We start from the raw sequence: 25,000 nt of genomic DNA, 5'->3' as shown, positions 1-25,000 counted from the left end.
TGGTGCGCTCCGTGAAGGATTCGTTTAATGGCGCGATTCGGGCGAGCGTGCGCTGTAGACGGAAAACCAACCGCGGCTATCCGTCCAATGCTGAATCTGCGTAAAGCCCGCGCTCATCAGCAGCTGGGTGAAATTCTCGGGCGTGTATTTGTAGGAGTTCTCTGTGTGAATCCGTTCGCCTCGACTGAATGAGCGCTGGCCGCCCGGCCAGTTCACGACCACATCTGCCTGCGCCTGCAGGAACATCTGTATGCGCGAATGTGCCTCATCGTAGACCGCCACATGCTTCCAATCCTGCACGTCAAAGTCACTGCCCAACTGCAGATTGACGTGCCGTAAGAGATTCAAATTGAATGCGGCAGTCAGGTGCAAGGCATCATCGTAGGCAGGTTCCAGAATGTCGCGCGACTTGACACGGTCTACCCCGATGAGCAAGCCTCCGCCCGGACATAATGAACACACTTGCGAGAGGAGGAGTTGCGCCTGAGCAGGATCCAGATTACCGATGCTCGAGCCCGGGTAAAAGAACAACCTGCCGCGCGAGGCGATATGCTCTGGCAGACTCAGCGCCTGTTGATGAAAGTCTTGACCGACAGGATGTATCCGGATCGAGGGATGCCGATGACGCAAGCGTTCCACGGCCGCCAACAAGAAATCAACCGAGATGTCGATCGGCACGTAGCTTTCAGGACGCAGCAGCGGAAAGAGTTTTTCCGCCTTATCGCAGTCGCCCGCGCCTAGATCGATCAAGGCCTGCACCTGCCCCACATGTCGGGCGATCTCATCAGCATGATCTTGCAGGATTTCCGCCTCGCATCGCGTGGGGTAGTATTCCGGTAACTGCGTGATCGCGGTGAAGAGGCTCGAACCTAGCGTGTCGTAAAGATACTTTGGCACGATATGCGCGGGTTGATCTAACAGCCCCGCTTGAAGTGCATCGTCGAGATCGGCGGGCCTGTCCTCTTTATCGGACGCCAGCGCGTGTGGAGGTATAAGGGATTCCACCGGGGTGGAGGCGAGCATGCTGCGGGGCTGAACCATGGGCGGTTTCCTTGCAGATTTGCGTGGCACGGATCCTATTGTGGGCATTAGTGCCTTTGTGTTGTCAAGCGCGAAGAGCGCGGCGCGCAGGATCTGTAGCCGTGGCGAGGCAGATGCAACCGCGTGAGTGCAGGCTGCGACAAGAATGCAAATTTTGTTAACCAGACGCAGCGAATCATTAGAAATCGCGCTTTCTCGCTGCTAGCCGGAAATAACGCTTTACCGGTGGTTGCCAACCAGAGAGGACAAGCCGACACGCACCGCGCAGAATACGCTCGTGCTTCCTGTCTGGGTCCCTGTATGTCCCTCATGATTGTTGCGCGTTTTGATAGTCTTCCCTCGGCAAAGAGCGCAGCGCACGCTCTGGTCGCGGAGGGAATCCCTGAAGAGTCCGTACGCCTGTTTCGTCGCGCGCGGCAAACCGCGCGACCCACGCCATTTCGTCAATGGTCGACCCGCTTTCGGCTGGCTTGGCGCGCGGCGCTCTTGGCTGCTTTTGGAACGCTGGTCGCTACTTTCGTCGCGTTGGTAGCGGGCGGCACGGACGTTACGTTGGTGTTTGCCGCCGTCATAGGCGCCTGTATGGGCGCGTCGATGGGCGCTTGGTGGGCCGGAAGATGGTTGGCGGCATGGCGCATGGCGTGGCTGCAACGCGTGCGCGAGTCGGGGCAGGGGGCGCTACTAGCGGTGCAGGTCAGCCATGCGCGCGAGGATGCGGTGCTCGCATTGCTGCGCGACGCTGGCGGATTTCAAATCGATCTTGAATATGGCGCGTGGTGCGACGGGCGGTGGGTAGAGCGCGGCCCTGGACGACGCGAGAAGCCGCATCCGCGTGCTGCGGCCCCGCGCATGACTCAATGGCAGCTTTAATTTCGCCCGATTATGATCAGCTATCTGGCGCAGTTCAACTGGCCTGAGGCGCCACGGCGTGGAACCCTCCTGACTGTACCTTATGCAACGCGGCTAACGCGGTAGTCACATCCTGCAGAGGCTTAAACGAATCTGCACTCGCCATCGCCCATCCCACCTGATATAGATTGTGCCGGAACACGCCTTTGAGGAGCTCACCGGGTTCCAGTTGCGGATACAACGCGGATAACAGCCTGACTTCACTGGGTGAAATGCGGCGCGCAATATGATGCGGGCGCAATTGCCCGGGATGGGTCAGCCCGGCGGCTTGCAGGAGTTCCGCCAAGGCATGCAGCGTGTTGCGATGAAAGTTGGCGACGCGTTTCGCTTTATCCGGCACCACCAAGGCACGCTGGCGGCGTGGATCCTGCGTGGCTACACCAGTGGGGCATTTGTCGGTGTGACAAGCTTGTGCCTGAACGCAGCCCACGGCAAACATAAAGCCGCGCCCAGCGTTGCACCAATCAGCGCCCATCGCCATGGCGCGCGCCATATCGAAGGCCGTGATGATCTTGCCGGCCGCCCCGATCCGAATACGGTCGCGCAGATTGACGCCGATCAGTGTGTTATGAACCAGGCGCAAGGCTTCCCGCAATGGCGTGCCCACGTGATCGACAAACTCTACCGGTGCCGCACCTGTGCCGCCCTCGGCGCCATCCACCACGATGAAATCGGGCGTGATGCCGGTTTCGAGCATGGCCTTGACCATCGCGAACCATTCCCACGGGTGGCCCATACAGAACTTGAATCCTACCGGCTTACCGCCCGATAGCCTGCGCAGGCGAGCCACGAAATGCATGAGTCCGATAGGCGAGTCGAAGGCGCTGTGACTGGATGGCGAGTTGCAGTCTTTGCCCGGCGCGACCCCGCGCGCCTCCGCGATTTCCAGCGTTACCTTGGCGCCGGGCAAGATCCCGCCATGGCCGGGTTTTGCCCCTTGAGACAACTTGATTTCGATCATCTTGACCTGCGGTGTGCAGGCGTTGCGCACGAAGGCTTCCTCGGAAAAGGCGCCGTTCTCATCGCGACATCCAAAATAGCCCGAGCCGATATTCCAAACCAATGACCCGCCGGGCTCACGATGGTAGCGACTAATGCCGCCTTCGCCTGTGTCGTGAGCGAAGTTGCCTTGGCGCGCTCCCTCATTAAGTGCGAGCACGGCGTTAGCCGACAGCGCGCCGAAACTCATGGCCGAGATGTTAAACGCGGACATCGAATACGGCTGTGTACATTCCGGGCCGCCAACGGTCACGCGGAAGTCCGGATCGGCGATTTGAGAGGGCACCAATGAATGATTGATCCATTCATAGCGGTCGCCGTAGACGTCTTCCTGCGTGCCAAACGGCCGCTTGTCGATATCCTGTTTCGCGCGTTGATAGACGATCGATCGCTGCGCGCGGGAAAAGGGTGCGGCATTGGTGTCGTCTTCGAGGAAATATTGACGGATCTCGGGCCGAATGAATTCGAACAGATAGCGCAGATTCCCGATGACCGGATAATTGCGTCGTATCGAGTGGCGCGTCTGGATCAGGTCATAGACGCCCAGGATGGACAGCGCGATCAGCGGCACCGCCGCCCATAGCCACCTGAGCGTCTCCACGCGCGCCAGGACCAGCGCGGCGATGGCGGCGATGATAATCAATGCAAACGCCGTGTATCGGCCAAAAATCCAACTCATGCAGGCGTCTCCGGGAAAATCGATGGTGGGCAAACCATAGCAGGGTTCTACGCCGACACGCCAGTCACCGCGCGTAGGTCGCTTGAATTCTTTCTCCGCTGGCCGGCACCAACGCCTACTGTAGACGCCAAGCCAAGGCCGAGAGCGTCACGACTAGCACCGGCAATGTCAGAACAATGCCGACCTTGAAGTAATAGCCCCACGTGATCCGCAGACCCTTGCGCGCCAAAATATGCAGCCACAGCAATGTGGCGAGGCTGCCTATCGGCGTTATTTTCGGCCCGAGGTCCGTGCCGATGACATTCGCGTAAATCATCGCGTCCCGGATGACCTCTGTCGTCGATGTGTCGGCGATCGCAAGCGCACCTACCAGCACCGCCGGCAGATTGTTCAGTATCGATGCCAGGATGGCCATCACCAGACCCGTGCCGAGCGACGCGGCCCAAAGCCCCGCCTGCGCAAACATCTCCAGCGCCTGCGTCAGATATGCAGTCAGACCCGCGTTACGCAGGCCATAGACCACCAAATACATTCCTAGCGAAAACACCACGATATGCCATGGCGCTTCCCGCATCACGCGGCGCGTACCAATGATGTGTTGCTGGCCGGCGACCAGCAACAATACCGCCGCGCCCGCTGCCGCAATCGCACTGACGGGGATTCCCATTGGCTCGAGAATAAAAAACCCTGCCAAGAGCAGAATCAGTACGGCCATCCCGACCCTGAACGTGATCGGATCGACAATCGCCGAGCTGGGCGGCGGCAGCTGGGTGGCATCGTAGCGCGCAGGAATTTGCCGCCGGAAATACCAGAAGAGAATCGCCAACGACGCCGCCACCGCCGCCATATTCACTGGCACCATGACAGAGGCGTAACGGCCAAAGCCTATGTCAAAGAAGTCCGCCGAGACGATGTTGACCAGGTTGGAGACGACCAGCGGTGTACTTGCCGTATCCGCGATGAATCCTGCCGCCATCACAAAGGCCAGAGTTGCGCCTACGCCGAATCCCAGCGCCAGTAGCATTTCCATAACGATAGGCGTCAGAATCAGGGCCGCCCCATCATTGGCGAACAAGGCTGACACCGCCGCACCGAGCAAGACAATCAACGCAAATAGCCAATGACCCCGTCCGCCGCCCCAGCGAGCGACATGCAACGCCGCCCATTTAAAGAATCCGGCGGCGTCCAGAATCAGGCTGGTGATGATGATGGCGATAAAGGTCGCCGTGGCGTTCCATACGATGTCCCAGACAGCGACGACATCGCTCGGCTGCACGACGCCGGTTACGAGCGCCACCAGCGCACCCGCCGAGGCGCTCCAGCCTATATTCAGGCCGCGCGGCTGCCAGATGACGAATATCAGGGTGACGATAAAAATCGCGGCGGGCAGCAGCATGATGTTCTGATTGTTCTTTAAGACAGATGTTGTTGACCTATCCATGCCACGAGCATCGAAACCGTGACTGCGGACAAGAGGGTCGAAATCAAGATTGCGCGCGACGCCGTGCGAGCGTCGCGCCCATACAGTTGCGCCAGCATGAATGGCCCCGTCCCGATGGGCAATGCGCACATCAGCACCGCGGTCCAGGCCCATAGCGGCGGAGCCGGGAATACAACGAACACAAACAAGGCCGTTGAAGCGGGATGGAGCAGCAGCTTGCCGACGACAAGCCGGCCGACCGCCTTATGATCGCCGCCCGGTTCTGCTTGGGCGAGGAACAAGCCGATCGTGACCAGCGCGCAAGGGCTGGCAGACCCGCCCAACAGCTCGACATAACGGTCAATGCCCACGGGCACGGATATGCCCGAAAGCGAGCAAGCCAATCCCGCCAGCGGTGAAATTAAAAGTGGATTACGCAGGAGGGCCTTGACCACCTTGCCCAGCGTAGACGCGAGACTACGGTTGCGATGCTGATCGAACTCGATCAGTGCGATTGACGCACTAAACAGCACACACGCCGTCATTAGCGTGCAAATAATCGCCGGCGCGAGGCTGGCGGGCCCCAGCAGCGCGAGACATAAAGGGATGCCCATATATCCGGCGTTCGCGTACGAAGCCGCCAGGCCTTGAATGCTCAAATCCGTTAACCGCACGCCACGACGACGCGACAGCACCGCGCCCGCGATAAAGGTAATCGCCATGCCGCTTGCTATCGACAACACGAAATACCCGGACATCAAACTTAGATCCGCCGTGGCCATGGCGCGAAACAGCAAAGCGGGCAGCGACAGATAAGCGACGTAGCGATTCAGCGCATCGGTCGCAGTCGGCCCCAGCACGCCCCAACGCGCGGCCAGCCAGCCCGTCAAAATGAGGGCGAATACTGGCAGTGCGGTAGAGACAACGGCGTCCATGACGGGGGGCAATAGGAGGGAGCGCACATTCTACTGCGGCTGTACGATTGCACGGCCGTCAGCTCACTGGCTGACGCTTTGTCATGGATTCTTAGTGGGAGATCTACATGTCTGCATCAATGCCCGTTCGTATCGTCTTGGGATCCTGGGAGCAACTGCGCGATGACGCGTATCCCGTGCGGCATGAGGTGTTTGTGGTTGAACAGAACGTGCCCGTGGAATTGGAGCTCGACGATGACGATCCTGTGTCCTTGCACGCGGTGGCATATGGGCCGGATGGCACGGCGGTGGCGACGGGACGATTATTGCCGGACGGGCATATCGGTCGCATGGCCGTGCGTGAGGCTGCGCGAGGCAAGGGTGTGGGAGGGCAGGTGCTTGAGGCACTGGTTGAGCGCGGCCAAGCCGCTGGACACGCCGTGTTAGCACTGAACGCCCAGGTACATGCGCGCGGGTTCTACGAAGCGCATGGTTTTTCGGCCGAAGGTGCCGAATTCATGGATGCTGGCATTCTTCATGTTGCCATGCTCCGAGGGACACGTAGATAGGCTATGACGGCTCTCGAGCGTGGTCAGCCATCGGTTCTAGTTCGCCCGGCCGCTTACAGCGACTCTACTCACCACTAATGGAAATAAATAAAAATGTAGTGAAATAAAAATAAAAAATCACTATATTTGAGAGATATTCAGGCATCAGTTTCCGGGCGGGGACTGCTATGGATGGCTTTGGTCTCGCCCGGCTTGGATCTTCCAACACGCCGCCCCTGCCGGGCATCGATACATAGAGGGCATCAAAATGGCTGACTATGCGGATTTCGTGGTGCGCATTAACAGCGCAGTAGAGCAAATCACGCCGCACTCCGGGTTTCAAGAGGATCGGGGTGCGGTATCGGAATTGCATTCTGTTGTAGTTGAGGCTTCGGACTCCATGGATCCAGTGTGGAGCGCGTCGCTGATGGCGTACGCGCGGGACCAACTGGACAACATCACGGCACTTGTCGATGCGAAATACATCACGCAGGCGGCGGAGAGGCTCGAGTTGACCCGCTCGATCGCCGCTACTCGAGCGTTCATTGATTCCGGGGGGGCTCCTGTCTGCTTCACTCAAGGTACCTGTATCGATACGTCAAGTGGACCGGTTCCAATTGAGCAACTAACAGCGGGCGCGCAAGTTATGACGCCCGGCGGCGCACGCGCCGTGAAATGGATAGGCAGGCGAAATCTCAAAGCGTTGCAGCGCCTGCCGGAAGACGCCAGACGAACGCATTACCCCGTTCACTTCGCTGCGGGCGCGCTCGGCGGCGGTTTGCCCACGCAAAGATTGTCGGTATCCCCCGGGCATCACCTCTATATCGATGGTGTTCTGATTCGGGCGGTCGATTTAATCAACGGCGTCAGCATCTTTCAAGACCCTGTCGTTGACAGCGTGCAGTATCTGCATATCGAACTAGAGACCTTCGATGTGATCCGCGCGCATGGCGTGTACTCAGAGTCGTGGGCGGATGGCGGCAACCGCAGCTTTTTCGACAATGCCGATGTGGTATGTCTGCGACCACAAGATCTAAAGCGCCGACGCGCGCCTCGTCCTGGTTTCGAGGTCGTGCGTCCGACAGGCAAGGGCAGTGAAAAATTGCGTGCGATCCAACGTCGGCTTGCTGAGTTGGCTGGGACGCTTGATACAGCGCTGCTCAGAGCGGCCAGTACGGAGTTGACCGAAACGCCGATTGGCTCGCCTGCCATGAACGGCGAAGCCGCCGCAGCTTGACAGCTGGTTGCACGGTCAGCCTTGCCACTGGCACGCCACTGCTAATGCCGCTGAACGCTGGTTAAACACTGTCGACGCCATGGCGTCGGCAATAAACGCTGGCATTCAGCGCAGTTAAAAATAAAAAACCCCGAAGCTCTAGAGCAATCGGGGTTTTTCGGCGCACCGCGAAGGCAAGTCGCAGTGTAGTAATTGGTGCCCAGGAGAGGACTCGAACCTCCACACCTTGCGGCACATGGACCTGAACCATGCGCGTCTACCAATTCCGCCACCTGGGCATTGAGTCTTACGCGTTTATTTCTAAATGCGTTTGAACATCAGAGGACGCGAATTATGCACGCTTTTTTTGAAGTGTGCAAATCGGATATCAATTTAATGTAAAAATTGTGGGCTGGTCTGGCCAAGTCGGACGAACCACGTATTCATAGGCGCCGGTTTCATGGGAATTTCTTTTTCAAAAGCACGCGACGCAGACGCGCGTGATGCAACGGCAGCCAGTGGTCGTGCAGCGGGTGGCGATGCGGCGAGCAGTAATGACGCTAGCCGCGCCGCCACGGGCAACGTCGTCGTGCGCAAGCGCGTTATGTGCGAGCGCTGTCAACGGCCCGCAACCCACTGTCTATGTAGCTTGATCCCTGCGCTCGATAGCCGCACACGAGTCGTGGTGTTGCAGCATCCCGATGAATCGCGTCATGCCTTGAATACGGCACGACTCGCCGTCTTGGGATTAAAAAACGCGCAGCTGCATGTCGGGACGGAATTTGATTCAGCGTTGTGGCAAGTTGAGGGCTATTGCCCGCGCCTGCTGTTTCCTGGGGAAGCGGCCACCGTGTTGACCCGCGACTCGGCCATCGAGTACGCCTGCGACCCAACATTGCTTGTCGTGCCCGACGGGACTTGGCGTCATGCGCGGCAGTTGCTGTCACATCATCCGGCATTGGCGGCTTTGCCGCGTGTGACCTTGCCGGTGGGCACGCTGACGCGCTACCGGATACGTCATGCAGAGGACGCGAGCGCGCTGTCAACAATAGAGGCCATTGCGCTGTCCCTCAACGCACTCGAATCCACACAAAATTTTGATGCGCTCCTCGCGCCATTTGACGCGTTGATTGCCGCGCAAATCGCCGCGATGGGGCAAGAGCGTTATCTAAAGCATCACGTATTGCGCGAAGGGAGCAGGGCGCGCATCCAACACGAGGAGTGATCAATGAATCGCGCGCGCCAGTGGGCAAGCATTTCGGGAGGATGAGGAATAAGCGGGGGTCCTGTAAATTCAAGATCGCAATCTTGATCGCCAAACACCCGCCAACAAAAACAACCCCCCGGGAACCACGAAGGCTGCCGGGGGAGTGCGACGATCAGATCGTCTGAATTCCGTGGTGCCCAGGAGAGGACTCGAACCTCCACACCTTGCGGCACATGGACCTGAACCATGCGCGTCTACCAATTCCGCCACCTGGGCACTGCGCAAAACTAAGTGGGTTTGTATGATACGCTTCAAACAAATAGAGACGTATCAGAAGCCCAACCAAATTAGTACTTTGAGATACTGCTTAGGTTTGCTACAGTGATCAGCCTCGGGCAGACCACAGAAGCAAAAGATTATATACAGGATTTTTAATTTTGGCAAAACGATCGAAGAAAGACTCCAATAACAATTACAACGGCAGATCGGGACCCGCTTTGCCCGAAACGCCACCTGATTTCGATCCGGATGTGCCCAGTCGCGAGGCCATCCTTGATGCGCTGCGCTCGGCGGGCGCGCCTTTGTCGCCGGCCGAGCTAGCCGAGGGCATGGGGGTGGTACGCCCCGAAACGATGGTGGGTTTCGAACGTCGCTTGAACGCCATGGAGCGTGACGGCCAGCTCTTGCCTAATCGCAAAGGCGTGCTACTGCTGGCAACCAAGCTGGACTTTGTTGCAGGAAAGGTACACGGCCATCGCGATGGCTTCGGATTTTTGTTGCGCGACGATGGCGGCCAGGATCTGTTCTTGTCGCCGCGCGAAATGCTCAAGGTTCTGCATGGCGATCGGGTGCTGGTCAAGCCATCTGGCGAATACCGCGGCAAACCCGAGGGCGTGATCGTCGAAGTGCTGGAACGGCGCACCAACAAACTCGTTGGTCGATTTTTGCAGGAACACGGTTTGTCCATCGTGGTGCCCGAGGACCAGCGCATCAAGCACGACATCTTGATCCCTCCCGGCGACACGAACGGCGCCCAGCATGGGCAGGTCGTATCGGTCGAGATCATGGAACAGCCGACGCGCCATACCCAGCCCATGGGTCGCGTGTATGAAGTGTTGGGTGAAATCGACGACCCCGGTATGGAAATCGAGATCGCCGTGCGCAAGTTCGACGTGCCGGTGGAATTCTCCGAGGCTGCCGCCAAGCAAGCCAGCCGCTTGCCCGATGTGGTGCGCAAGGCGGATCTGAAAGAGCGCTTTGATTTGCGCGATGTGCCGTTCATCACGATCGATGGCGAAGACGCGCGTGACTTTGACGACGCGGTTTATTGCGAGCCTGTCGAGTTGGGCACCGGTCAACGCAAGCGTCCGGGCTGGCGCTTGTTGGTCGCGATCGCGGACGTTAGTCACTATGTGACGCCAAATAGCGCCTTGGATGAGGACGCGCTGGAGCGTGGCACCAGCGTGTATTTCCCGCGTCGCGTGATACCCATGCTGCCGGAGTCGTTATCGAACGGCTTGTGTTCGCTGAATCCCCACGTGGACCGGCTGGTGTTGGTTTGCGACATGGTGATCCCCGCCAGTGGCGCGAAGGCCGGCACCATTACGGCCTATCAGTTCTACAACGCCGTCATCCACTCGCACGCGCGCACGACTTACACCCAGATCTGGGAAGCGCTGCAGCAGCCGACGGGCCCCGTCGCGAACAGCCTCGGCGACATCATGCCGAACGTGCGGTATCTGCATGAGCTATATCAGTTGCTCGTGCAGCAGCGTAAAAAACGTGGGGCCATTGATTTCGACACGGTCGAAACCAAGATACTGTGCAACGAACTCGGCCGCATCGAGCAGATCGTGGGCGTGGTGCGCAACGATGCTCACAAGCTGATCGAGGAATGCATGCTGGCCGCAAACACCTGCGCGGCAGACTTCATGACCCGCAGCAAGCATCCGGGTTTGTATCGCATCCACGAGGGCCCTACGCCAGAGCGCCTGACATCGCTGCGCGAATTCTTGCGCACGCTGGGTCTGTCGCTCGGCGGCGGCGATGATCCCACGGCTAAAGACTATGGCGAATTCCTCGATTCCGTACGGGGACGGCCAGATTTTCAATTGCTTCAAACGATGTGCCTGCGTTCCATGCAGCAGGCCATCTACAGTCCCGAGAATGTCGGCCACTTTGGTCTGGCGTATCCCGGCTATAGCCATTTCACTTCGCCGATTCGTCGCTATCCCGATTTGCTCACGCATCGCGTGATCAAGGCGTTGTTGGCTGGCGAGCGTTATGTCCCCGGCCTGGAAGACCAGCCGCTGGTGATCGGACGCACTCAGCGTGAACATGAGCATGCGACCTGGGAAAAATTGGGTCTGCTCCTGTCGGCCAGTGAGCGTCGCGCCGACGAAGCCTCTCGCGATGTCGAGGCCTGGCTCAAATGCTGGTTCGTCAAAGAGCGCGTGGGCGAGGACTTCAGCGGTACCGTGACTGGCGTGGCGAGCTTTGGCATTTTCGTCACGCTCGACACGCTGCACGTCGAGGGGCTGGTGCACGTGTCCGAATTGGGAGGGGAGTACTTCCAATTTAACGAGGCACTGCATGAGCTGCGTGGCGAACGCACGGGCATGCGCTATCGCTTGACCGATAAGGTGCAAGTGCAGGTCGCGCGTGTGGACCTGGAAGCGCGCCGCATCGAGTTCCGCCTGGTGCAGGGTACGAGTTTCGATGCGCTGCGCAAGGCAGCCGCACGTAACCCGGACGAACCGCGCAAGTTCAAGAAAGCCGCCGCACCCAAGCCAGCCGCGCTCAAGGGACAGACATCCAAGCAGCGTCGCGCCGAGGCAAAACGGGCGGCCAAGGTTGCTACCCCGGCGAAAAAACGGTCTCCTGCGAAAAAAACGTCCCCTCGCGGCCGCCGCTAAACGGGGTCTCGCCTCGCACGAGGGCGGCTGGCGCAGTAACATGACGTCTGAGCCGGCAGTCGGGTGAACCGCTGCCGGCCGGCGGGCGCCTGATGTCCGCCGGTTTCTATGCAAAATAAGGTGATTTTTCATGGCGTCAGCCCAAGTTCTGGCGGGATTCCACGCGGTCGTCGCGCGACTGCGGCATGCGCCGGATTCCATTAAAGATATTTACGTCGAGGCGTCGCGCCGCGATAAGCGGATGCAAGGCCTCATCGAGCAGGCCGAGCGGGCGGGTCGCAAAGTCCATCCCGTCACCATGGAACGCCTGGACGGGCTGGCGCGTGGCACCCGGCATCAAGGCGTGGTCGCTCTGGCCGAAGAACGCTTGCTGGCCGTCGATGTGGATGAGGTGCTGGACACCATCGAAGGGCCTGCGTTGTTGCTCGTGCTCGATGGCGTCACCGACCCGCATAACCTGGGCGCATGTCTGCGCACGGCCGATGCGGCAGGCGTGCATGCCGTCATTGCGCCACGCGATCGCGCGGTAGGGCTCAATAGCACCGTGCAGCGTGTCGCTTGCGGGGCTGCCGATACGGTTCCCTACATCACGGTCACCAATCTGGCGCGCACCCTGCGCAAGTTGAAAGAGCGCGATGTGTGGCTGGTGGGCACGGATGATCAGGCCACGGAAAGCATGCACGCCGTGGATGCGCGCCGCTCGATGGCGTGGGTCATGGGCGCGGAAGGCGAGGGCATGCGCCGCTTGACCCGCGAGACCTGCGACCAATTGGTGACGATTCCCATGCTGGGTTCGGTCGAAAGCCTGAACGTCAGTGTGGCGAGCGCCGTGTGTCTTTATGAATCGGTGCGCCAGCGTCAAGCCTGACCGCGACGCGCTTGCGTTTAGTGCCCCGGCTGCGGCGATACAGGTCGCCAATCCGGCACGCTAAACGACCTAATTACTTATTCAGTTGCCCATCATGCACAAGAACGGCTTCACAACTACGATCCTCCATTCCGACCGCCATCAAACCGTCGAGCACGGCGCGGTGCATAAGCCCATCCATACCTCTTCCGAGTTCGCCTATGCGGACGCTCGTGAGCTGGCTGCCGTGTTTCAAGGCAAGGCAGGCTACACCTATGGCCGTCAGGGCACGCCGACGACGGCCGCGCTCGAAGCCAAGATCACTCAGATGGAAGGCGGTGTCGCCAGCGTGAGCTTCGCGACGGGGATGGCATCGCTGGCGGCGGTGTTTACGACGCTGTTGCGCAAGGGCGATCATTTGTTGTCGAGCCAGTATGTGTTCGGCAATACCAACAGCCTGTTCTTGACGCTGATGGAGCTCGGCGTGGAAGTCACCTACGTCGATCCGACCGATATAGAACAGGTTCGCGCGGCCGTGCAGCCCAATACGCGCATGGTCTTTACGGAAACCATCGCCAACCCCGGCACGCAGATCGCCGATCTCGCCGGCATCGGGGAGCTGTGCCGCGAGCGCGGGCTGGTGTATGTGATTGATAATACCTTGACCTCGCCGTGGTTGTTCCAAGGGCGCTCGGTGGGAGCGTCGCTGGTGATGAATTCGCTATCGAAGTATGTGAGTGGCCATGGCGATGCGCTGGGCGGCGCGATCACCGATACCGGTCTGTATGACTGGGCCAGCTACCCCAACATCTACGATAGCTATCGCAAGGGCGCGTCCACGGGCTGGGGTCTATTGCAGATCAAGAAGAAGGGCCTGCGCGATATGGGCGGCACGTTGTCAGCGGATGCCGCGCACCGTATCGCCGTCGGTGCCGAGACCTTGGCTCTGCGCATGGCGGCGCATTGCAGCAACGCGCTGGCTCTGGCGAAGATGCTCGATGCGCACCCGGGCGTGACCAAGGTACATTACCCCGGTCTGCCCACTCACCCCCAACACACGCGTGCCGCGCAGCTGTTTAACAATCGGTTCGGCGGTCTGCTGGGCATAGAGCTGGCCGATGGCATCGACTGCTTTGATTTTCTGAATCGATTGCAGATCGTGCTGATGGCGACGCACCTGGGAGACACCCGTAGTCTGGCATTGCCGGCGGCGCACACCATCTATTACGAAATGGGCGCGGAGCGGCGTGCGCAAATGGGGATTGCAGATAGTCTGATCCGCGTTTCGGTGGGTATCGAAGATCAGGCCGATTTGTTGCACGATTTCGATCAAGCGTTGCAAGGATGTCGTAGCTAGGTTCTTGTCGCCATTGATCTATTGCGATTCGTGGCGACGCGCCTGCCGGATTGTTGCGGAAATCCATCGTTGCGCCATCGGGCTGTGATGGCCCAAGAGCTAATATCCACGCGGGTTACAGGCCGGATGTCCTCTTGACGGCGTCGCGACCCGGGGCCTAATATGTTCTGGCGTCGCTGATGTGCGCGTGCCTTTTTCGGTACGGGCGCCTCCGCGACGTAGCAATTTCGCCCTGACGTCTGGCGGGGGCGCCGATATGCGCGGCACCCCAGATGGCGTATCTTCCTCGTGGCTGGCGCCCGGCTGTTCTGGTGTTAGCGCGCATCCAACAGAACCAATACCTTGTGAGGGGTAATCCTGAATGAACAAAACCGAACTCATCGATCATATCGCCAGCAAGGCCGACATCTCCAAGGCTGCTGCCGGCCGTTCGCTGGATGCGCTGATCGGTGCCGTCAAGACCACGCTCAAGAAGGGTGGCACGGTGACGCTGGTAGGCTTTGGCACGTTCGCGGTGTCGGCGCGCGCAGCCCGTACGGGCCGCAACCCCCGTACCGGTGAGACGATCAAGATCAAAAAGGCCAAAGTGCCGAAGTTCCGTCCGGGCAAGGCCCTGAAGGACGCCGTCAACTGATTGATGGTTGCGTATATAACAAAAAAGGCACCTGGATAATCCGGTGCCTTTTTTATTGGCCTTTACGCTAGAAGCGTAACGCTTGATTCGGGGTTTTGGTGGGTGCTACAGGGGTCGAACCTGTGACCTACGCCTTGTAAGGGCGCCGCTCTACCAGCTGAGCTAAGCACCCCCGAATGCTGCGTGATGTTTTGCATCACGATCAACGAGGACGGCAGTATACCCGAGCAATTCAGATGAGGCAAATGCCGTTAGTCGTTGTTCGTGATGCATGACATTCACGCCGACATTACATGCCCGGCATCATGTTCGCGTTCATGTTGTGCAGCACCCAGAGCGAGCCCAGCACGATGATCGCGATCACGAACAAAGCAAAGATGAACGACTGCAGATTGTCGCGTTGCGACTTGGACGTGCCCATGTGCAGGAAGAACACGAGCTGTACGAAGAGCTGCGCTACGCACAGAATCATGATGCCCGGAACGATCCACTGCCGGGGTACGCCTTCGACCATCAGCAAGCCGAACGATCCCAAGGTCAGGATGAGCGACAGGATGAAGCCAACGATGTAGGACTTCACCGAACCGTGGTTGGCGTGGTCATGGTCGTGATCATGACCATGGCCTGCGATAGAGGTCGTGTGGTGCGACATCAGAGCGCTCCCAGGAGATAGACGAAGGTAAACACGCAGATCCAGACGATGTCCAGGAAGTGCCAGAACAGGCTCAGGCACGCCATGCGACGCTTGGTGACCGGATTCAGGCCGTAGCGGCGCACCATGTCGATCATGACGATGATCCAGATCAGACCGAAGGTGACGTGCAGACCGTGCGTGCCGACCAGCGTGAAGAACGCCGACAGGAACGCGCTGCGATCCGGGCCAGCGCCGATGTGGATGAAATGGAGGAACTCATAGATTTCCATTCCAATAAACCCGGCGCCAAACAGACCCGTTACAACCAGCCAGCCGATCAGCTTGCCCTTGTTGCCGGCGTACATGTTCAGCATGGCGATGCCGAACGTGAAGCTACTGATCAACAGCAGCATGGTCTCGACCAGCACGAAGGGCAGTTCGAACAGGTCTTTGGCGGTCGGACCGCCGGCCGTGGCATTGCCCAGAACAGCGTAAGTGGCGAACAGCACCGCGAAGATGAGCAAATCGCTCATCAGGTAGATCCAGAACCCCATTGTGGTTTTGGATCCGTCATCGTGATGCTCGTCATGGTGTCCGGCGTGTGCGCCCGACCCGTGGGTATGAACAGTTGCAGCGTGACTCATGGCTCAGACGGCCTTTTGAACATTGGCGAAATGGGCGGATTCGATGCGCTCGACTTCCTTGGCGGGTACGTAGTAGTCCACGTCACGGTCATAGGCACGTGCGATGAACGAACCGATCATGCCGACGAAACCGACGATGGCCAACCACCAGATGTGCCACACCAGACCGAAGCTCATCACCAGGCCGAAGAAACCGATGAAGACGCCGGCGCCAGTGTTACGCGGCATATGGATGTCTTCGTAGTGCGTCGGACGCTGGTAGGCCTTGCCGGTTTCCTTGTCTTCCCACCACTGATCCAGGTGATCGACCTTGGGCAGATGGGCGAAGTTGTAGAAGGGCGCGGGCGAGGAAATCGACCACTCCAGCGTACGGCCACCCCAGGGGTCGCCAGTGAGGTCCATGTTCTGCTTGCGATCGCGGATACTGACAAAGATCTGCAGCAACAGGAAGCCAATACCAGCCGCGATAAAGCAGGCGCCGATGAAGGCCACGATCAGGTACGGCTGCCACGTCGGATCTTCGATGTGGTTCAGACGACGCGTCATGCCCTTCAGACCCATGATGTACAGCGGCATGAAGGCCAGGTAGAAGCCGATCAGCCAGCACCAGAACGAGTACTTGCCCAGACGCTCGTTCAGCTTGAACCCGAACGCTTTCGGGAACCAGTAGGTCATGGCGGCGATACAACCGAACACCACACCACCGATGATCACGTTGTGGAAGTGAGCAATCAGGAACACCGAGTTGTGCAGCACGAACGACACACCGGGGATAGCCATCATCACGCCGGTCATGCCGCCGATCACGAAGGTCACCATGAAACCGATGGTCCACAGCACGGGCGTGGTCATTTCGACGCGGCCGCGATACATGGTGAACAACCAGTTAAACACCTTGGCGCCAGTCGGGATCGAGATGATCATCGTGGCAATACCGAAGAATGCGTTGACGTCAGCGCCCGCGCCCATGGTGAAGAAGTGGTGCAGCCAGACCAGGAACGACAGGATACCGATGGCGGACGTGGCGTACACCATGGACTTGTAGCCGAACAGCGGCTTCTTCGAGAAGGTGGCGATGATTTCCGAGAACGCGCCGAACACGGGCAGGATCAGGATGTAAACCTCCGGGTGACCCCAGATCCAGATCAGGTTCACGTACATCATGACGTTGCCGCCAAGATCGTTCGTGAAGAAGTGCATGCCCAGGTAGCGGTCAGCGGTCAGCAGCGCGAGCGTAGCGGCCAGCACGGGGAAGGCAGCGACGATCAGGATGTTGGTGACCAGCGCGGTCCACGTGAAGACGGGCATCTTCATCAGCGTCATGCCCGGCGTACGCATACGCAGGATGGTGACGATGAAGTTGATACCGCTTAACGTTGTGCCGACCCCGGATATCTGGAGTGCCCAGATGTAGTAGTCAACCCCTACGCCCGGACTGCCTTCCAGCCCGGACAGCGGCGGATAAGCCAGCCAGCCGGTCGCGGCGAATTCACCGACGAACAGCGACAGCATCATCAACACGACGCCCACACAGAACAGCCAGAAGCTCAGCGAGTTCAGGAACGGGTAGGCCACGTCGCGCGCACCGATTTGCAGGGGCACGACGATGTTCATCAGGCCCGTGATGAAGGGCATCGCCATGAAGAAGATCATGATGACGCCGTGGGCCGTAAAGACCTGGTCGTAGTGGTGCGGCGGCAGGAAACCGGCCGAATCCGCCACCGCGACGGCTTGTTGGCCACGCATCATGATGGCGTCGGCAAAGCCGCGCAGCAGCATGACCAGCGCAACGATGATGTACATCACGCCAATGCGCTTATGGTCCACAGAGGTGAACCATTCGGTCCACAGGTATTTCCACTTTCCGAAGTAGGTGAGGGTGCCTAGTAGTGCGATACCGCCCAAGACCACCGCGCAAAACGTTCCCAGAATAATGGGATCGTGAAACGGAAAGGACTCAAGAGAGAGTTTGCCTAACATCAGTTATTTCCTGCGATCAAATTCTTGGACGTGGGCGTGCAGCTTGCCGGATCCACGCCAGCAATCTTGCTCATCGTGCTGTGCATGATGTTGTCGAACATGCCTGCAGGAGCGCTGGAGTAGAAGGTAACGGGCACGTTCTCGCTGGGCTTACGCAAGGCTTCGTACGTTTGGGGCGTGAGCGGGTTGTTGGTCGCGCGCGCCTTTTCGATCCATTCCTGGAAGCCTTCGTTGGTCGTGGCAATCGCTTTGAAGCGCATGCCCGAGAAGCCCGCGCCGCTGTAGTTGGCCGAGATGCCGGCGTAGGTGCCAGCTTCGGTCGCGTTCAGGTGCAGCTTGGTTTCCATGCCGGCCATCGAGTAGATCATGCTGCCGAGCTGGGGAATAAAGAACGCGTTCATCATGTCGGAGGACGTGATGCGGAAGTTCACGGGCGTATCGACCGGGAATGCGATCTCGTTAATGGTGGCGATGTCGTGATCGGGGTAGATGAACAGCCACTTCCAGTCCATCGAGACGACGTCGATATTGATCGGCTTGACCTCCGACTGGAGGGGACGATACGGATCCAGCGCGTGCGTAGAGCGATACGTCAGCACGGCCAGAATGGCCACGATGATCAGCGGAATGGTCCAGACCACCAATTCGATGCGCGTCGAGTGCGACCAGCGCGGCATATAGACCGCTTTCGTATTGGTCGACCGGTATTTCCAGGCGAAATACAGCGTCATGAATATGACGGGGACCACGACGAGCAGCATAAGTGCCGTGGCAGTGATCAACAGGGTCTTTTCTTGGGCTCCGATGTCGCCTTTGGGCGCAAGCACTTCCAACGTGCAACCGCTGAGCAGCATAAGCGCACCAATACCGAGCGTTCGCCCGACTGTGGTGAAGTGGGGGTGTTTCACGTACAACCTTGTGGGGTTAACTGCCGAAACCGGCAAGAAATGCAGCCTGCGTGGTGTGACGACGCAGGTTGCGGTGAAGCCGCAATGCTAGTCTTTTGATGCAACACAAAGGTGCGACTAAAGGTCGCATCGCGGAAAAAGCGGCGGTATTGTAAACGCCTGTGACCCTTAGGGGCCAGCCGAATTCATTGCGGCAAACCGGGTGCGACAATTCGTCGCAGGGTAATCAAAGCATTCGCTTTGAAAGGAGCCGAATGTGATGGAAAACGTCAACATTCGTCTTCCAACGCGTTCCGTGGCTTCGTGCGTGTGTGTCCGGCACGTGGACGCGGTCTGTGGCTTCAGGGTTCCTAGCATACAGCACTCGCCGCGTGAACGACAGCTTCAATCGACCAACATATCGCGTTCCGGTCCCGGCTTTTTCGCGAGCTTGCGTTGAAGAGAACGCCGGTGCATGCCAAGCAGACGCGCAGCCGCCGACACATTGCCGCCGCTTTCGTGCAACGCCTGTTGAATGTGTTCCCATTCCAGACGATGCAAGGGCGTCATCGTTGTTTCGATCGCGGCCGATTCCGGCTTGGTCAGGCCGAGCGCGCGCAAAATCATGGGCGCGGTAGCAGGCTTGGGTAAATAATCATCGGCACCGCGTTTGATGGCTTCTACCGCGGTGGCCACGCTGGCGTATCCGGTGACCAGCAGAATCCGCATATCCGCGCGCAAGGCGCGCAGCGGACGGATGAGCGTGAGGCCGGAATCTTCGCCCAGGCGCAAATCCACCAGCGCAAACGAGGGCAGGGTCTCTTCGGCGACGCGCAGCGCTTCGGCGATGCTGGTGGCGATACGCGTTTCCAGGTTGTGGCGCGCAAGGCTGCGCTGCAGCGTACGCAGATAGAGTTCGTCGTCATCGATCAGCAGACCGACTTCTGAGGTGTTCATGCAGTAACTCCGGTGCCCCGTGTCGCCAGCGGCGTCAGGGGCAGGTGAAAGCGGATACGCGTGCCGCCGCCTTCGGCAGGGGTCATGGTCATTTCACCGCCGAGCTGTTCGACGGTGGCGTGAGACAACGCCAGTCCCACACCCAGACCGCCCGGCTTCTCGCTATTGAACAGACTGGTCGCGGGCAAAAGTGAATGATCGGGATCGAATCCATGACCATGATCGCGCACTTCGCCTTCCAGTGCGCCGTCGCGATATTCCAGATGCAGGTCCACGCGCGGGTTGCCGGCGGCTTCGCCGGCATCGGCGGCGTTATTCAGCAATGCCTGTATTAAATGAGAGATAGCGGGCTCGATGCGCAGCGTGCTGGGCAAGTCGCCCGTGCGATTCAGTTCGATGGTCGGGCGCACGAGACGCCACTGGCTGACCTCGCGCACCAGATCGACTTCGGTGGGTACTGCCAGATTGCGTATACGTTCACGGCAAAGCGCGAGCAATTGGCCGAGCAGCTCGGCATCGGCGCGCAATTCGTCGGTCTCGACCTCGGCCGCGATTTCGTCAGCCAACAGCGTCATCGTGGCCAACGGGGTATTGAGTTCATGCGCCATGGCTGCAGCGTGCGTGGCCAGGGCGACGATGCCTTCGTTGCGGGTAAAGCGTTCACGCAGCGCCGCCAGCTCGCGTTCGCGGCTGCGCAGATCAGCGGCCAGACGCGTCGAAAAAACCAGCACGACCATCGCCGAGATCAGGAAACTGGCGGCGATGCCCGAGACGATAAGGGAATAGGGGTTGTGGTAGCCCACCAGAGGCTGACCGAACAGTCCCGAGATCAAATACCCCGTCAGGCAAGCCATGGCGGCCGCCAGGGCCCAGCCGCGCGGCAGCGCCAGTGCAGCCAGTGCGATCAGGATCAGGAACATCAGCCCAAACGGGTTGTGGATGCCGCCGCTCCAGCCGAGCATCCAGGCCAGCACCGAGATGTCAACCAGCAGATGGGCGAATGCAATGCCGGGGCTGACCTCGGCGCGATTACGATGCACCCGAAGCGTGGCGTAGAGATTGAACGTCACCAACACGCCGATGCCCGCCCATAATGGACCTTGCGGCAGGCTCAGATCCAACAGGTAGCTGGCGACCAGCACGGTCGCCGCCTGGCCGGCAATGGCGAGCCATCGCAGCATGCAGAGCGAACGCAGGAAAGAATTAGCGGAACTACCAGGCATGACAGCAAACAGGGCAGGGAATTGGCGCACTAGCCAAGCCCCCGGGGCGCGGCACAAGCGACGACGATGCGCCTCGACGGCGCAGAACGAATGTTCCCCAAACTGCCGGCGGAACGCTCTCTATTGTATTGTGATTCCGCTGCCGGTGCTGCGCTGCAAGATGCTGGGGTGGCCGATGGGGCAGGCGCGCGCGCGGGCCCGCTAATCATGATGCCGCGGGTCATCGATGCACCGCTGGCTAGGAGATTGACAACATGACGGATACGAATCGTCCTAAAGTGACTATTACTTATTGCACGCAGTGCCAGTGGCTGCTGCGGGCCGCGTGGATGGCGCAGGAGCTGCTATCTACCTTCAGTACCGATCTCGGTGGCGTGACGCTAGTGCCCGGCACGGGAGGCGTATTTCGCATTTACTGTGACGAGCGACTGATATGGGACCGCCAAAACGATGGAGGGTTCCCCGATGCCAAGGCATTGAAGCAACGGGTGCGCGACAGAATCGATCCGGGCCGGGATATGGGTCATATTGACCGCAAACACAAGAAGGACGATAACGAGGAATCGTAAGCGTTAGCGTGGGCGTGCGCTGACACGGTAGATGTCCATATTCAGAAACAAATGCCCAAAAGTATGTGCGAATCATTCGCATTTGCTATATGATGACGGACTTGGAATTTGCCGGTATCGGCGTTTCCGGCGTGGTGCCGGTGGCGTAGTCGGCGCACACTCTGACGCTTTTTGGCTGATTCATGCCTCGTCTTCAACACGGTTGGTCTTCTGGTCCGCAGTCCTCCACAGCTTTACGCATAGGCGCCGGTCTCACGGTGCTGGCAGTGCATATGGCGGTTCTGGGAGCGATATTTTGGATGCCAGAGGAGACGAAACCGGAGTTGACCGAACCTGAGACCATTATGGTCAGCGTGATCGAGGCGCCTGTGCCCGAAATCGCCAAGGCCGAGCCCGCCGAAGAGCCACAGCCAGAACCGCAGACGGAGCCCGTACCGCCCGAGCCGGAGCCCGAGGTGGTGCCGCCGGATCCCGAACCCGAGCCCATCGTCGAGCCGGAACCTGAGCCCGAACCCGTCGTCGAGCCCGAGCCAGAACCCGTGGTCGAGCCTGAACCGGAGCCGGAACCCGAGCCGGTCATTCCGCCGCCGCCTGTGCCGGAGCCCGCACCTAAGCCCAAGCCAAAGCCTCAGCCCAAGCCGAAGCCAAAGGTCGAGAAACCGGTAGAAAAACCGAAACCGCCAAAGCCTGCCCCTGCGCCGAAACCCGCGCCGACCCCGCCCGTGGCGCCGCCCTCCGGCACGCCCGAGGGTGGCAAGGTGAACCAGGCGCCGGTTCAAGGTCCGCCGCCGGATCAACCTATCATGGTCTCCAGCGTGGAATACGTGGGTCGTCGGCCAATGCCGGAGTACCCCAGCATGTCGCGTCGTTTCCGTGAAGAGGGGCGGGTGATTATTCTGGTGGAGATCAATACCAGCGGCATCGTGCAAAAAGCCACAATCGATAAGAGCTCGGGTTTCCCCCGTCTCGATGAGTCCGCGTTGACGGCCGCGCGTAAAGCGCGGTTCAAACCCTTGATGCGCAATGGCGTGGCGTACCCCGCCAAGGCCAAATTACCGTTCGATTTCGTGATGAGGAACTGAGATGTCCAACGCTATGCAAAACGCCATTCTGGTGGCGCAGGCGAGCACCACGCCGGCAGCGCCTGCTGCCTCCAGTGCCGCGCCAGCGGCAGGCGGGGCGATTGATTCTGCCGTGTCTAATGCGGCTGCCGGCACGCAGCTGGCCAGCGACGCGCTGCAGCAGTCCGGGCCTGCGTTGTCGCAGGCAGGCAATACCCTGCAGTCAGCGGCTGCCGGGATGCAGGGCGCGGCGCCGGATATGGGTTTTATGCACTTTATCGCGCAAAGCGATTTTGTCGGCAAAGGCCTGTTTTTTATCCTGATCGTCATGTCGCTGGTGACCTGGTACCTGATCCTGGTCAAGTTCATCAGCAATGTGCGCATGCGCCGCCGCTCGTACGAATTTCTGAACAAGTTTTGGAATTCCAGCTCGTTGGAGCAGGTTGAAAATGAAATCGTCACGCACGGCGCGAACGATCCTTTCTCGCATTTGACCAGTCATGCCATGCATGCGCAAAAGCATCATGCGAAGTTTGGCGCCACCAAGCTGGAAGAATCCGGCGGCAACGGCGAATTCGTTACCCGCACCATGCGCAAGGTCATCGACGAGGAAACGGCGAAACTCGAGAACGGCTTGACCGTTCTGGCCTCGGTGGGCTCGACTGCGCCGTTCGTTGGGTTGTTCGGTACGGTGTGGGGCGTGTATCACGCACTGGTGGGTATTGGTCTGGCCGATGGCGTGACGATTAATCGTATCGCGGGCCCGGTGGGCGAAGCGCTGATCATGACCGGCCTGGGCCTGGCCGTGGCCATCCCAGCGGTGCTGGCCTATAACGCCTTTGTTCGTAATAACCGTGTGTTCCTCTCGCGCTTGGACGCTTTCGCGCACGACCTGTTTGCCTTTTTGAGCACGGGTCAGCAGGTAGAGTTGTCGGATGGTAAGGTGCGTGCGCTGCGTCGCCACGCCCAAAATGGGAACGGCCGGGGAGCGCAATAATGGCTTTTGGCAGCTTCGACAGCAAGGGTCCCGGCGGCCACACCGTGTCGGAAATCAACATGGTGCCGCTGATCGACGTCATGCTGGTGCTGCTGGTGATTTTCATCATCACGGCGCCTTTGATGGCGCATTCGGTGCGCATCAATATGCCGCAGGTCAGCTCGGAGCCGATTGAGCAGGAGCCCAAGAGCGTGGATCTGGCGATCGATGCGGCGGGCGCCTTGTTCTGGGACGATCAGCCGGTGGCCATTGACGATCTGCCCAATCGATTCCTGACCATGGCGCAGAACAAGCCGCAACCTGAGCTGCGCATTCGCGCCGATCTGAATACGCGGTATGAGGTGTTGGCGAAAGTGATGGCTGCCGCGCGGCGGTCTGGCCTGGCCAAGATCGGTTTCATTACGACGCCGGCACCGGATGGCGGTGCGCCTGCGGCTGCCGCGGGTCAGCCCTCAGCGGTGACGCCGCCTGCCGCTCAGCCGGCCGCGCCTGCCCCGGCACAGTAAGGCCGCGAGGACCGGCTCCTCTGCATCACTACGCCAGCTGTGGTGCGCCATGTGCGTCGCCAGAGCTGGCGTAGTGCTTTTGTAGTGAGGCGGTGCGATCTTTTGGTTTCTTCCCTTTTCCCCTTCGCGCTAGAATGCCGCCATGCGAGTACTTGTTATTGAAGACGACACCACCCTGGGCCATGCGCTTCAGGAGTTCCTGGCCGATCAGGGGTATGCGGTCGACTGGCTGACGGACGGGGATAAGGTCATCGGCGCGCTCGCCGGACAGGCCTATGACCTGCTGTTGCTGGATTTGAACTTGCCCGGACGCAGTGGTCTGGATGTATTGCGGCAATTGCGACAGGACGGCAATCAGGTGCCGGTGTTGATCGTGACGGCGCGCGATGGTCTGGAAGACCGCGTCGCCGGGCTGGACGCCGGCGCGGACGACTACGTCACCAAGCCTTTTGACCTGCCTGAACTGGCCGCGCGCGTGCGCGTTTTTGGCCGTCGTAGGGCGGGGCAGGTACAGCCACTGATCGAAGTCGGTCCCTTGAGCTTCGATACCGTCGGGCGCGAGGTGCGCGCCAATGGGCAGCGTCTGTCGCTGTCGGTGCGTGAACTGTCGGTGCTGGAAATGTTGATGGCCCGCGCCGGCCGTGTAGTGACGAAGCGCCAGATCGTAAATTCCTTATCGGCGTGGGATGCCGACTTCAGCGAGAACGCAGTGGAGGTCTATGTGTACCGTCTGCGTAAACGTCTTGAGGGCACGGGCGCCAGTATTCTGACAGTGCGTGGCTTCGGTTATATGCTGGAGACGCAGTCCGCGTGAACATCTCGCGTCGGCCCGAGCCTCATGGTGCGAAAGTGCCAC

23 protein-coding genes and 3 tRNA genes are annotated in these 25,000 nt (G+C 59.6%); 13 read left to right on the top strand and 13 right to left on the bottom strand.

The genetic code is table 11. From position 1 onward, the window contains the following. Nucleotides 1-24: 24 nt before the first annotated feature. Nucleotides 25-1,041 carry an L-histidine N(alpha)-methyltransferase gene (gene egtD / locus GOQ28_RS14350; RefSeq protein ID WP_160356921.1) on the bottom strand — a complete coding sequence of 339 codons (1,017 nt, stop codon included), beginning with the start codon at nucleotides 1,039-1,041 and terminating at the stop codon, nucleotides 25-27. Nucleotides 1,042-1,341: 300 nt separating this feature from the next. On the opposite strand from egtD, the gene GOQ28_RS14345 reads away from it, so the two are divergent. Continuing rightward, nucleotides 1,342-1,911: a hypothetical protein gene (locus GOQ28_RS14345; protein WP_160356920.1), complete on the top strand. Its 570-nt coding sequence runs from the start codon at nucleotides 1,342-1,344 to the stop codon at nucleotides 1,909-1,911. 34 nt (nucleotides 1,912-1,945) lie between these two features. Here the strand turns inward: GOQ28_RS14345 and GOQ28_RS14340 are convergent, their stop codons facing one another. From GOQ28_RS14340 to GOQ28_RS14330, 3 genes are all read right to left on the bottom strand, one after another. After that, nucleotides 1,946-3,628 carry an FMN-binding glutamate synthase family protein gene (locus GOQ28_RS14340; protein ID WP_160351315.1) on the bottom strand — a complete coding sequence of 561 codons (1,683 nt, stop codon included), beginning with the start codon at nucleotides 3,626-3,628 and terminating at the stop codon, nucleotides 1,946-1,948. A gap of 115 nt (nucleotides 3,629-3,743) precedes the next feature. Next, on the bottom strand, nucleotides 3,744-5,024 hold the full coding sequence (locus GOQ28_RS14335; protein WP_160356919.1) for an arsenic transporter: 1,281 nt from the start codon (nucleotides 5,022-5,024) through the stop codon (nucleotides 3,744-3,746). A gap of 17 nt (nucleotides 5,025-5,041) precedes the next feature. Beyond that, on the bottom strand, nucleotides 5,042-5,983 hold the full coding sequence (locus GOQ28_RS14330; protein ID WP_160357029.1) for an AEC family transporter: 942 nt from the start codon (nucleotides 5,981-5,983) through the stop codon (nucleotides 5,042-5,044). A 107-nt stretch (nucleotides 5,984-6,090) separates the two neighbouring features. On the opposite strand from GOQ28_RS14330, the gene GOQ28_RS14325 reads away from it, so the two are divergent. Beyond that, nucleotides 6,091-6,531: a GNAT family N-acetyltransferase gene (locus tag GOQ28_RS14325; protein ID WP_160356918.1), complete on the top strand. Its 441-nt coding sequence runs from the start codon at nucleotides 6,091-6,093 to the stop codon at nucleotides 6,529-6,531. 247 nt (nucleotides 6,532-6,778) lie between these two features. After that, nucleotides 6,779-7,747 carry a Hint domain-containing protein gene (locus GOQ28_RS14320; RefSeq protein ID WP_160356917.1) on the top strand — a complete coding sequence of 323 codons (969 nt, stop codon included), beginning with the start codon at nucleotides 6,779-6,781 and terminating at the stop codon, nucleotides 7,745-7,747. 193 nt (nucleotides 7,748-7,940) lie between these two features. Here GOQ28_RS14320 and GOQ28_RS14315 read toward each other — a convergent pair. Further along, a tRNA-Leu gene (locus GOQ28_RS14315) sits at nucleotides 7,941-8,025 on the bottom strand. Nucleotides 8,026-8,330: 305 nt separating this feature from the next. On the opposite strand from GOQ28_RS14315, the gene GOQ28_RS14310 reads away from it, so the two are divergent. After that, nucleotides 8,331-8,951 carry a tRNA-uridine aminocarboxypropyltransferase gene (locus tag GOQ28_RS14310; protein ID WP_160357028.1) on the top strand — a complete coding sequence of 207 codons (621 nt, stop codon included), beginning with the start codon at nucleotides 8,331-8,333 and terminating at the stop codon, nucleotides 8,949-8,951. A gap of 173 nt (nucleotides 8,952-9,124) precedes the next feature. Here GOQ28_RS14310 and GOQ28_RS14305 read toward each other — a convergent pair. Then, nucleotides 9,125-9,209: transfer RNA gene (locus tag GOQ28_RS14305), tRNA-Leu, on the bottom strand. A 161-nt stretch (nucleotides 9,210-9,370) separates the two neighbouring features. On the opposite strand from GOQ28_RS14305, the gene rnr reads away from it, so the two are divergent. The 4 genes from rnr to GOQ28_RS14285 all read left to right on the top strand — a co-directional run bounded on the left by rnr (nucleotide 9,371) and on the right by GOQ28_RS14285 (nucleotide 14,686). Beyond that, nucleotides 9,371-11,848, top strand: coding sequence for a ribonuclease R (rnr, locus tag GOQ28_RS14300; protein WP_202109724.1), 2,478 nt, complete (start codon nucleotides 9,371-9,373; stop codon nucleotides 11,846-11,848). A gap of 130 nt (nucleotides 11,849-11,978) precedes the next feature. Further along, nucleotides 11,979-12,716, top strand: coding sequence for a 23S rRNA (guanosine(2251)-2'-O)-methyltransferase RlmB (gene rlmB, locus GOQ28_RS14295; protein WP_160356916.1), 738 nt, complete (start codon nucleotides 11,979-11,981; stop codon nucleotides 12,714-12,716). Between the two features lie 94 nt (nucleotides 12,717-12,810). After that, nucleotides 12,811-14,052 carry a cystathionine gamma-synthase family protein gene (locus GOQ28_RS14290; RefSeq protein ID WP_160356915.1) on the top strand — a complete coding sequence of 414 codons (1,242 nt, stop codon included), beginning with the start codon at nucleotides 12,811-12,813 and terminating at the stop codon, nucleotides 14,050-14,052. 361 nt (nucleotides 14,053-14,413) lie between these two features. Beyond that, the gene (locus GOQ28_RS14285) at nucleotides 14,414-14,686 is read left to right on the top strand and encodes an HU family DNA-binding protein (RefSeq protein WP_003812968.1); all 273 of its coding nucleotides are present in this window, start codon (nucleotides 14,414-14,416) and stop codon (nucleotides 14,684-14,686) included. Nucleotides 14,687-14,782: 96 nt separating this feature from the next. Here GOQ28_RS14285 and GOQ28_RS14280 read toward each other — a convergent pair. The 7 genes from GOQ28_RS14280 to GOQ28_RS14250 all read right to left on the bottom strand — a co-directional run bounded on the left by GOQ28_RS14280 (nucleotide 14,783) and on the right by GOQ28_RS14250 (nucleotide 21,011). Further along, a tRNA-Val gene (locus GOQ28_RS14280) sits at nucleotides 14,783-14,858 on the bottom strand. A gap of 117 nt (nucleotides 14,859-14,975) precedes the next feature. After that, nucleotides 14,976-15,338, bottom strand: a complete 363-nt coding sequence (gene cyoD / locus GOQ28_RS14275) for a cytochrome o ubiquinol oxidase subunit IV (protein WP_160351309.1) — start codon at nucleotides 15,336-15,338, stop codon at nucleotides 14,976-14,978. Next, complete coding sequence (gene cyoC, locus GOQ28_RS14270; RefSeq protein WP_160351308.1) at nucleotides 15,338-15,964, bottom strand: cytochrome o ubiquinol oxidase subunit III; 627 nt, start codon at nucleotides 15,962-15,964, stop codon at nucleotides 15,338-15,340. Before cyoC ends, cyoD begins: the two co-directional genes overlap by 1 nt. A gap of 3 nt (nucleotides 15,965-15,967) precedes the next feature. Next, nucleotides 15,968-17,944, bottom strand: a complete 1,977-nt coding sequence (cyoB, locus tag GOQ28_RS14265) for a cytochrome o ubiquinol oxidase subunit I (RefSeq protein WP_160356914.1) — start codon at nucleotides 17,942-17,944, stop codon at nucleotides 15,968-15,970. Next, complete coding sequence (gene cyoA, locus GOQ28_RS14260) at nucleotides 17,944-18,852, bottom strand: ubiquinol oxidase subunit II (protein ID WP_160356913.1); 909 nt, start codon at nucleotides 18,850-18,852, stop codon at nucleotides 17,944-17,946. Before cyoA ends, cyoB begins: the two co-directional genes overlap by 1 nt. Nucleotides 18,853-19,236: 384 nt before the next feature. Continuing rightward, nucleotides 19,237-19,788, bottom strand: coding sequence for a response regulator transcription factor (locus tag GOQ28_RS14255; protein WP_160351305.1), 552 nt, complete (start codon nucleotides 19,786-19,788; stop codon nucleotides 19,237-19,239). Continuing rightward, nucleotides 19,785-21,011: an ATP-binding protein gene (locus tag GOQ28_RS14250; RefSeq protein WP_160351304.1), complete on the bottom strand. Its 1,227-nt coding sequence runs from the start codon at nucleotides 21,009-21,011 to the stop codon at nucleotides 19,785-19,787. The genes GOQ28_RS14255 and GOQ28_RS14250 overlap by 4 nt, the downstream gene beginning before the upstream one ends. A gap of 254 nt (nucleotides 21,012-21,265) precedes the next feature. On the opposite strand from GOQ28_RS14250, the gene GOQ28_RS14245 reads away from it, so the two are divergent. From GOQ28_RS14245 to GOQ28_RS14225, 5 genes are all read left to right on the top strand, one after another. Beyond that, the gene (locus GOQ28_RS14245) at nucleotides 21,266-21,580 is read left to right on the top strand and encodes a SelT/SelW/SelH family protein (RefSeq protein WP_160356912.1); all 315 of its coding nucleotides are present in this window, start codon (nucleotides 21,266-21,268) and stop codon (nucleotides 21,578-21,580) included. A gap of 182 nt (nucleotides 21,581-21,762) precedes the next feature. Continuing rightward, entirely contained in the window at nucleotides 21,763-22,662 is a 900-nt protein-coding gene (locus tag GOQ28_RS14240; RefSeq protein WP_160356911.1) for an energy transducer TonB, read from the top strand. A 1-nt stretch (nucleotide 22,663) separates the two neighbouring features. Then, nucleotides 22,664-23,638, top strand: coding sequence for a MotA/TolQ/ExbB proton channel family protein (locus tag GOQ28_RS14235; protein WP_160349111.1), 975 nt, complete (start codon nucleotides 22,664-22,666; stop codon nucleotides 23,636-23,638). Next, complete coding sequence (locus GOQ28_RS14230) at nucleotides 23,638-24,144, top strand: ExbD/TolR family protein (protein WP_160349110.1); 507 nt, start codon at nucleotides 23,638-23,640, stop codon at nucleotides 24,142-24,144. Before GOQ28_RS14235 ends, GOQ28_RS14230 begins: the two co-directional genes overlap by 1 nt. A 142-nt stretch (nucleotides 24,145-24,286) precedes the next feature. Next, nucleotides 24,287-24,958 carry a response regulator transcription factor gene (locus GOQ28_RS14225; protein WP_160356910.1) on the top strand — a complete coding sequence of 224 codons (672 nt, stop codon included), beginning with the start codon at nucleotides 24,287-24,289 and terminating at the stop codon, nucleotides 24,956-24,958. Nucleotides 24,959-25,000 lie beyond the last annotated feature (42 nt).

The organism is Bordetella sp. 02P26C-1 (genome assembly GCF_009763255.1).
Classification (GTDB): domain Bacteria; phylum Pseudomonadota; class Gammaproteobacteria; order Burkholderiales; family Burkholderiaceae_B; genus Bordetella_A.
This window is presented reverse-complemented; position numbering and strand designations above follow the sequence as displayed.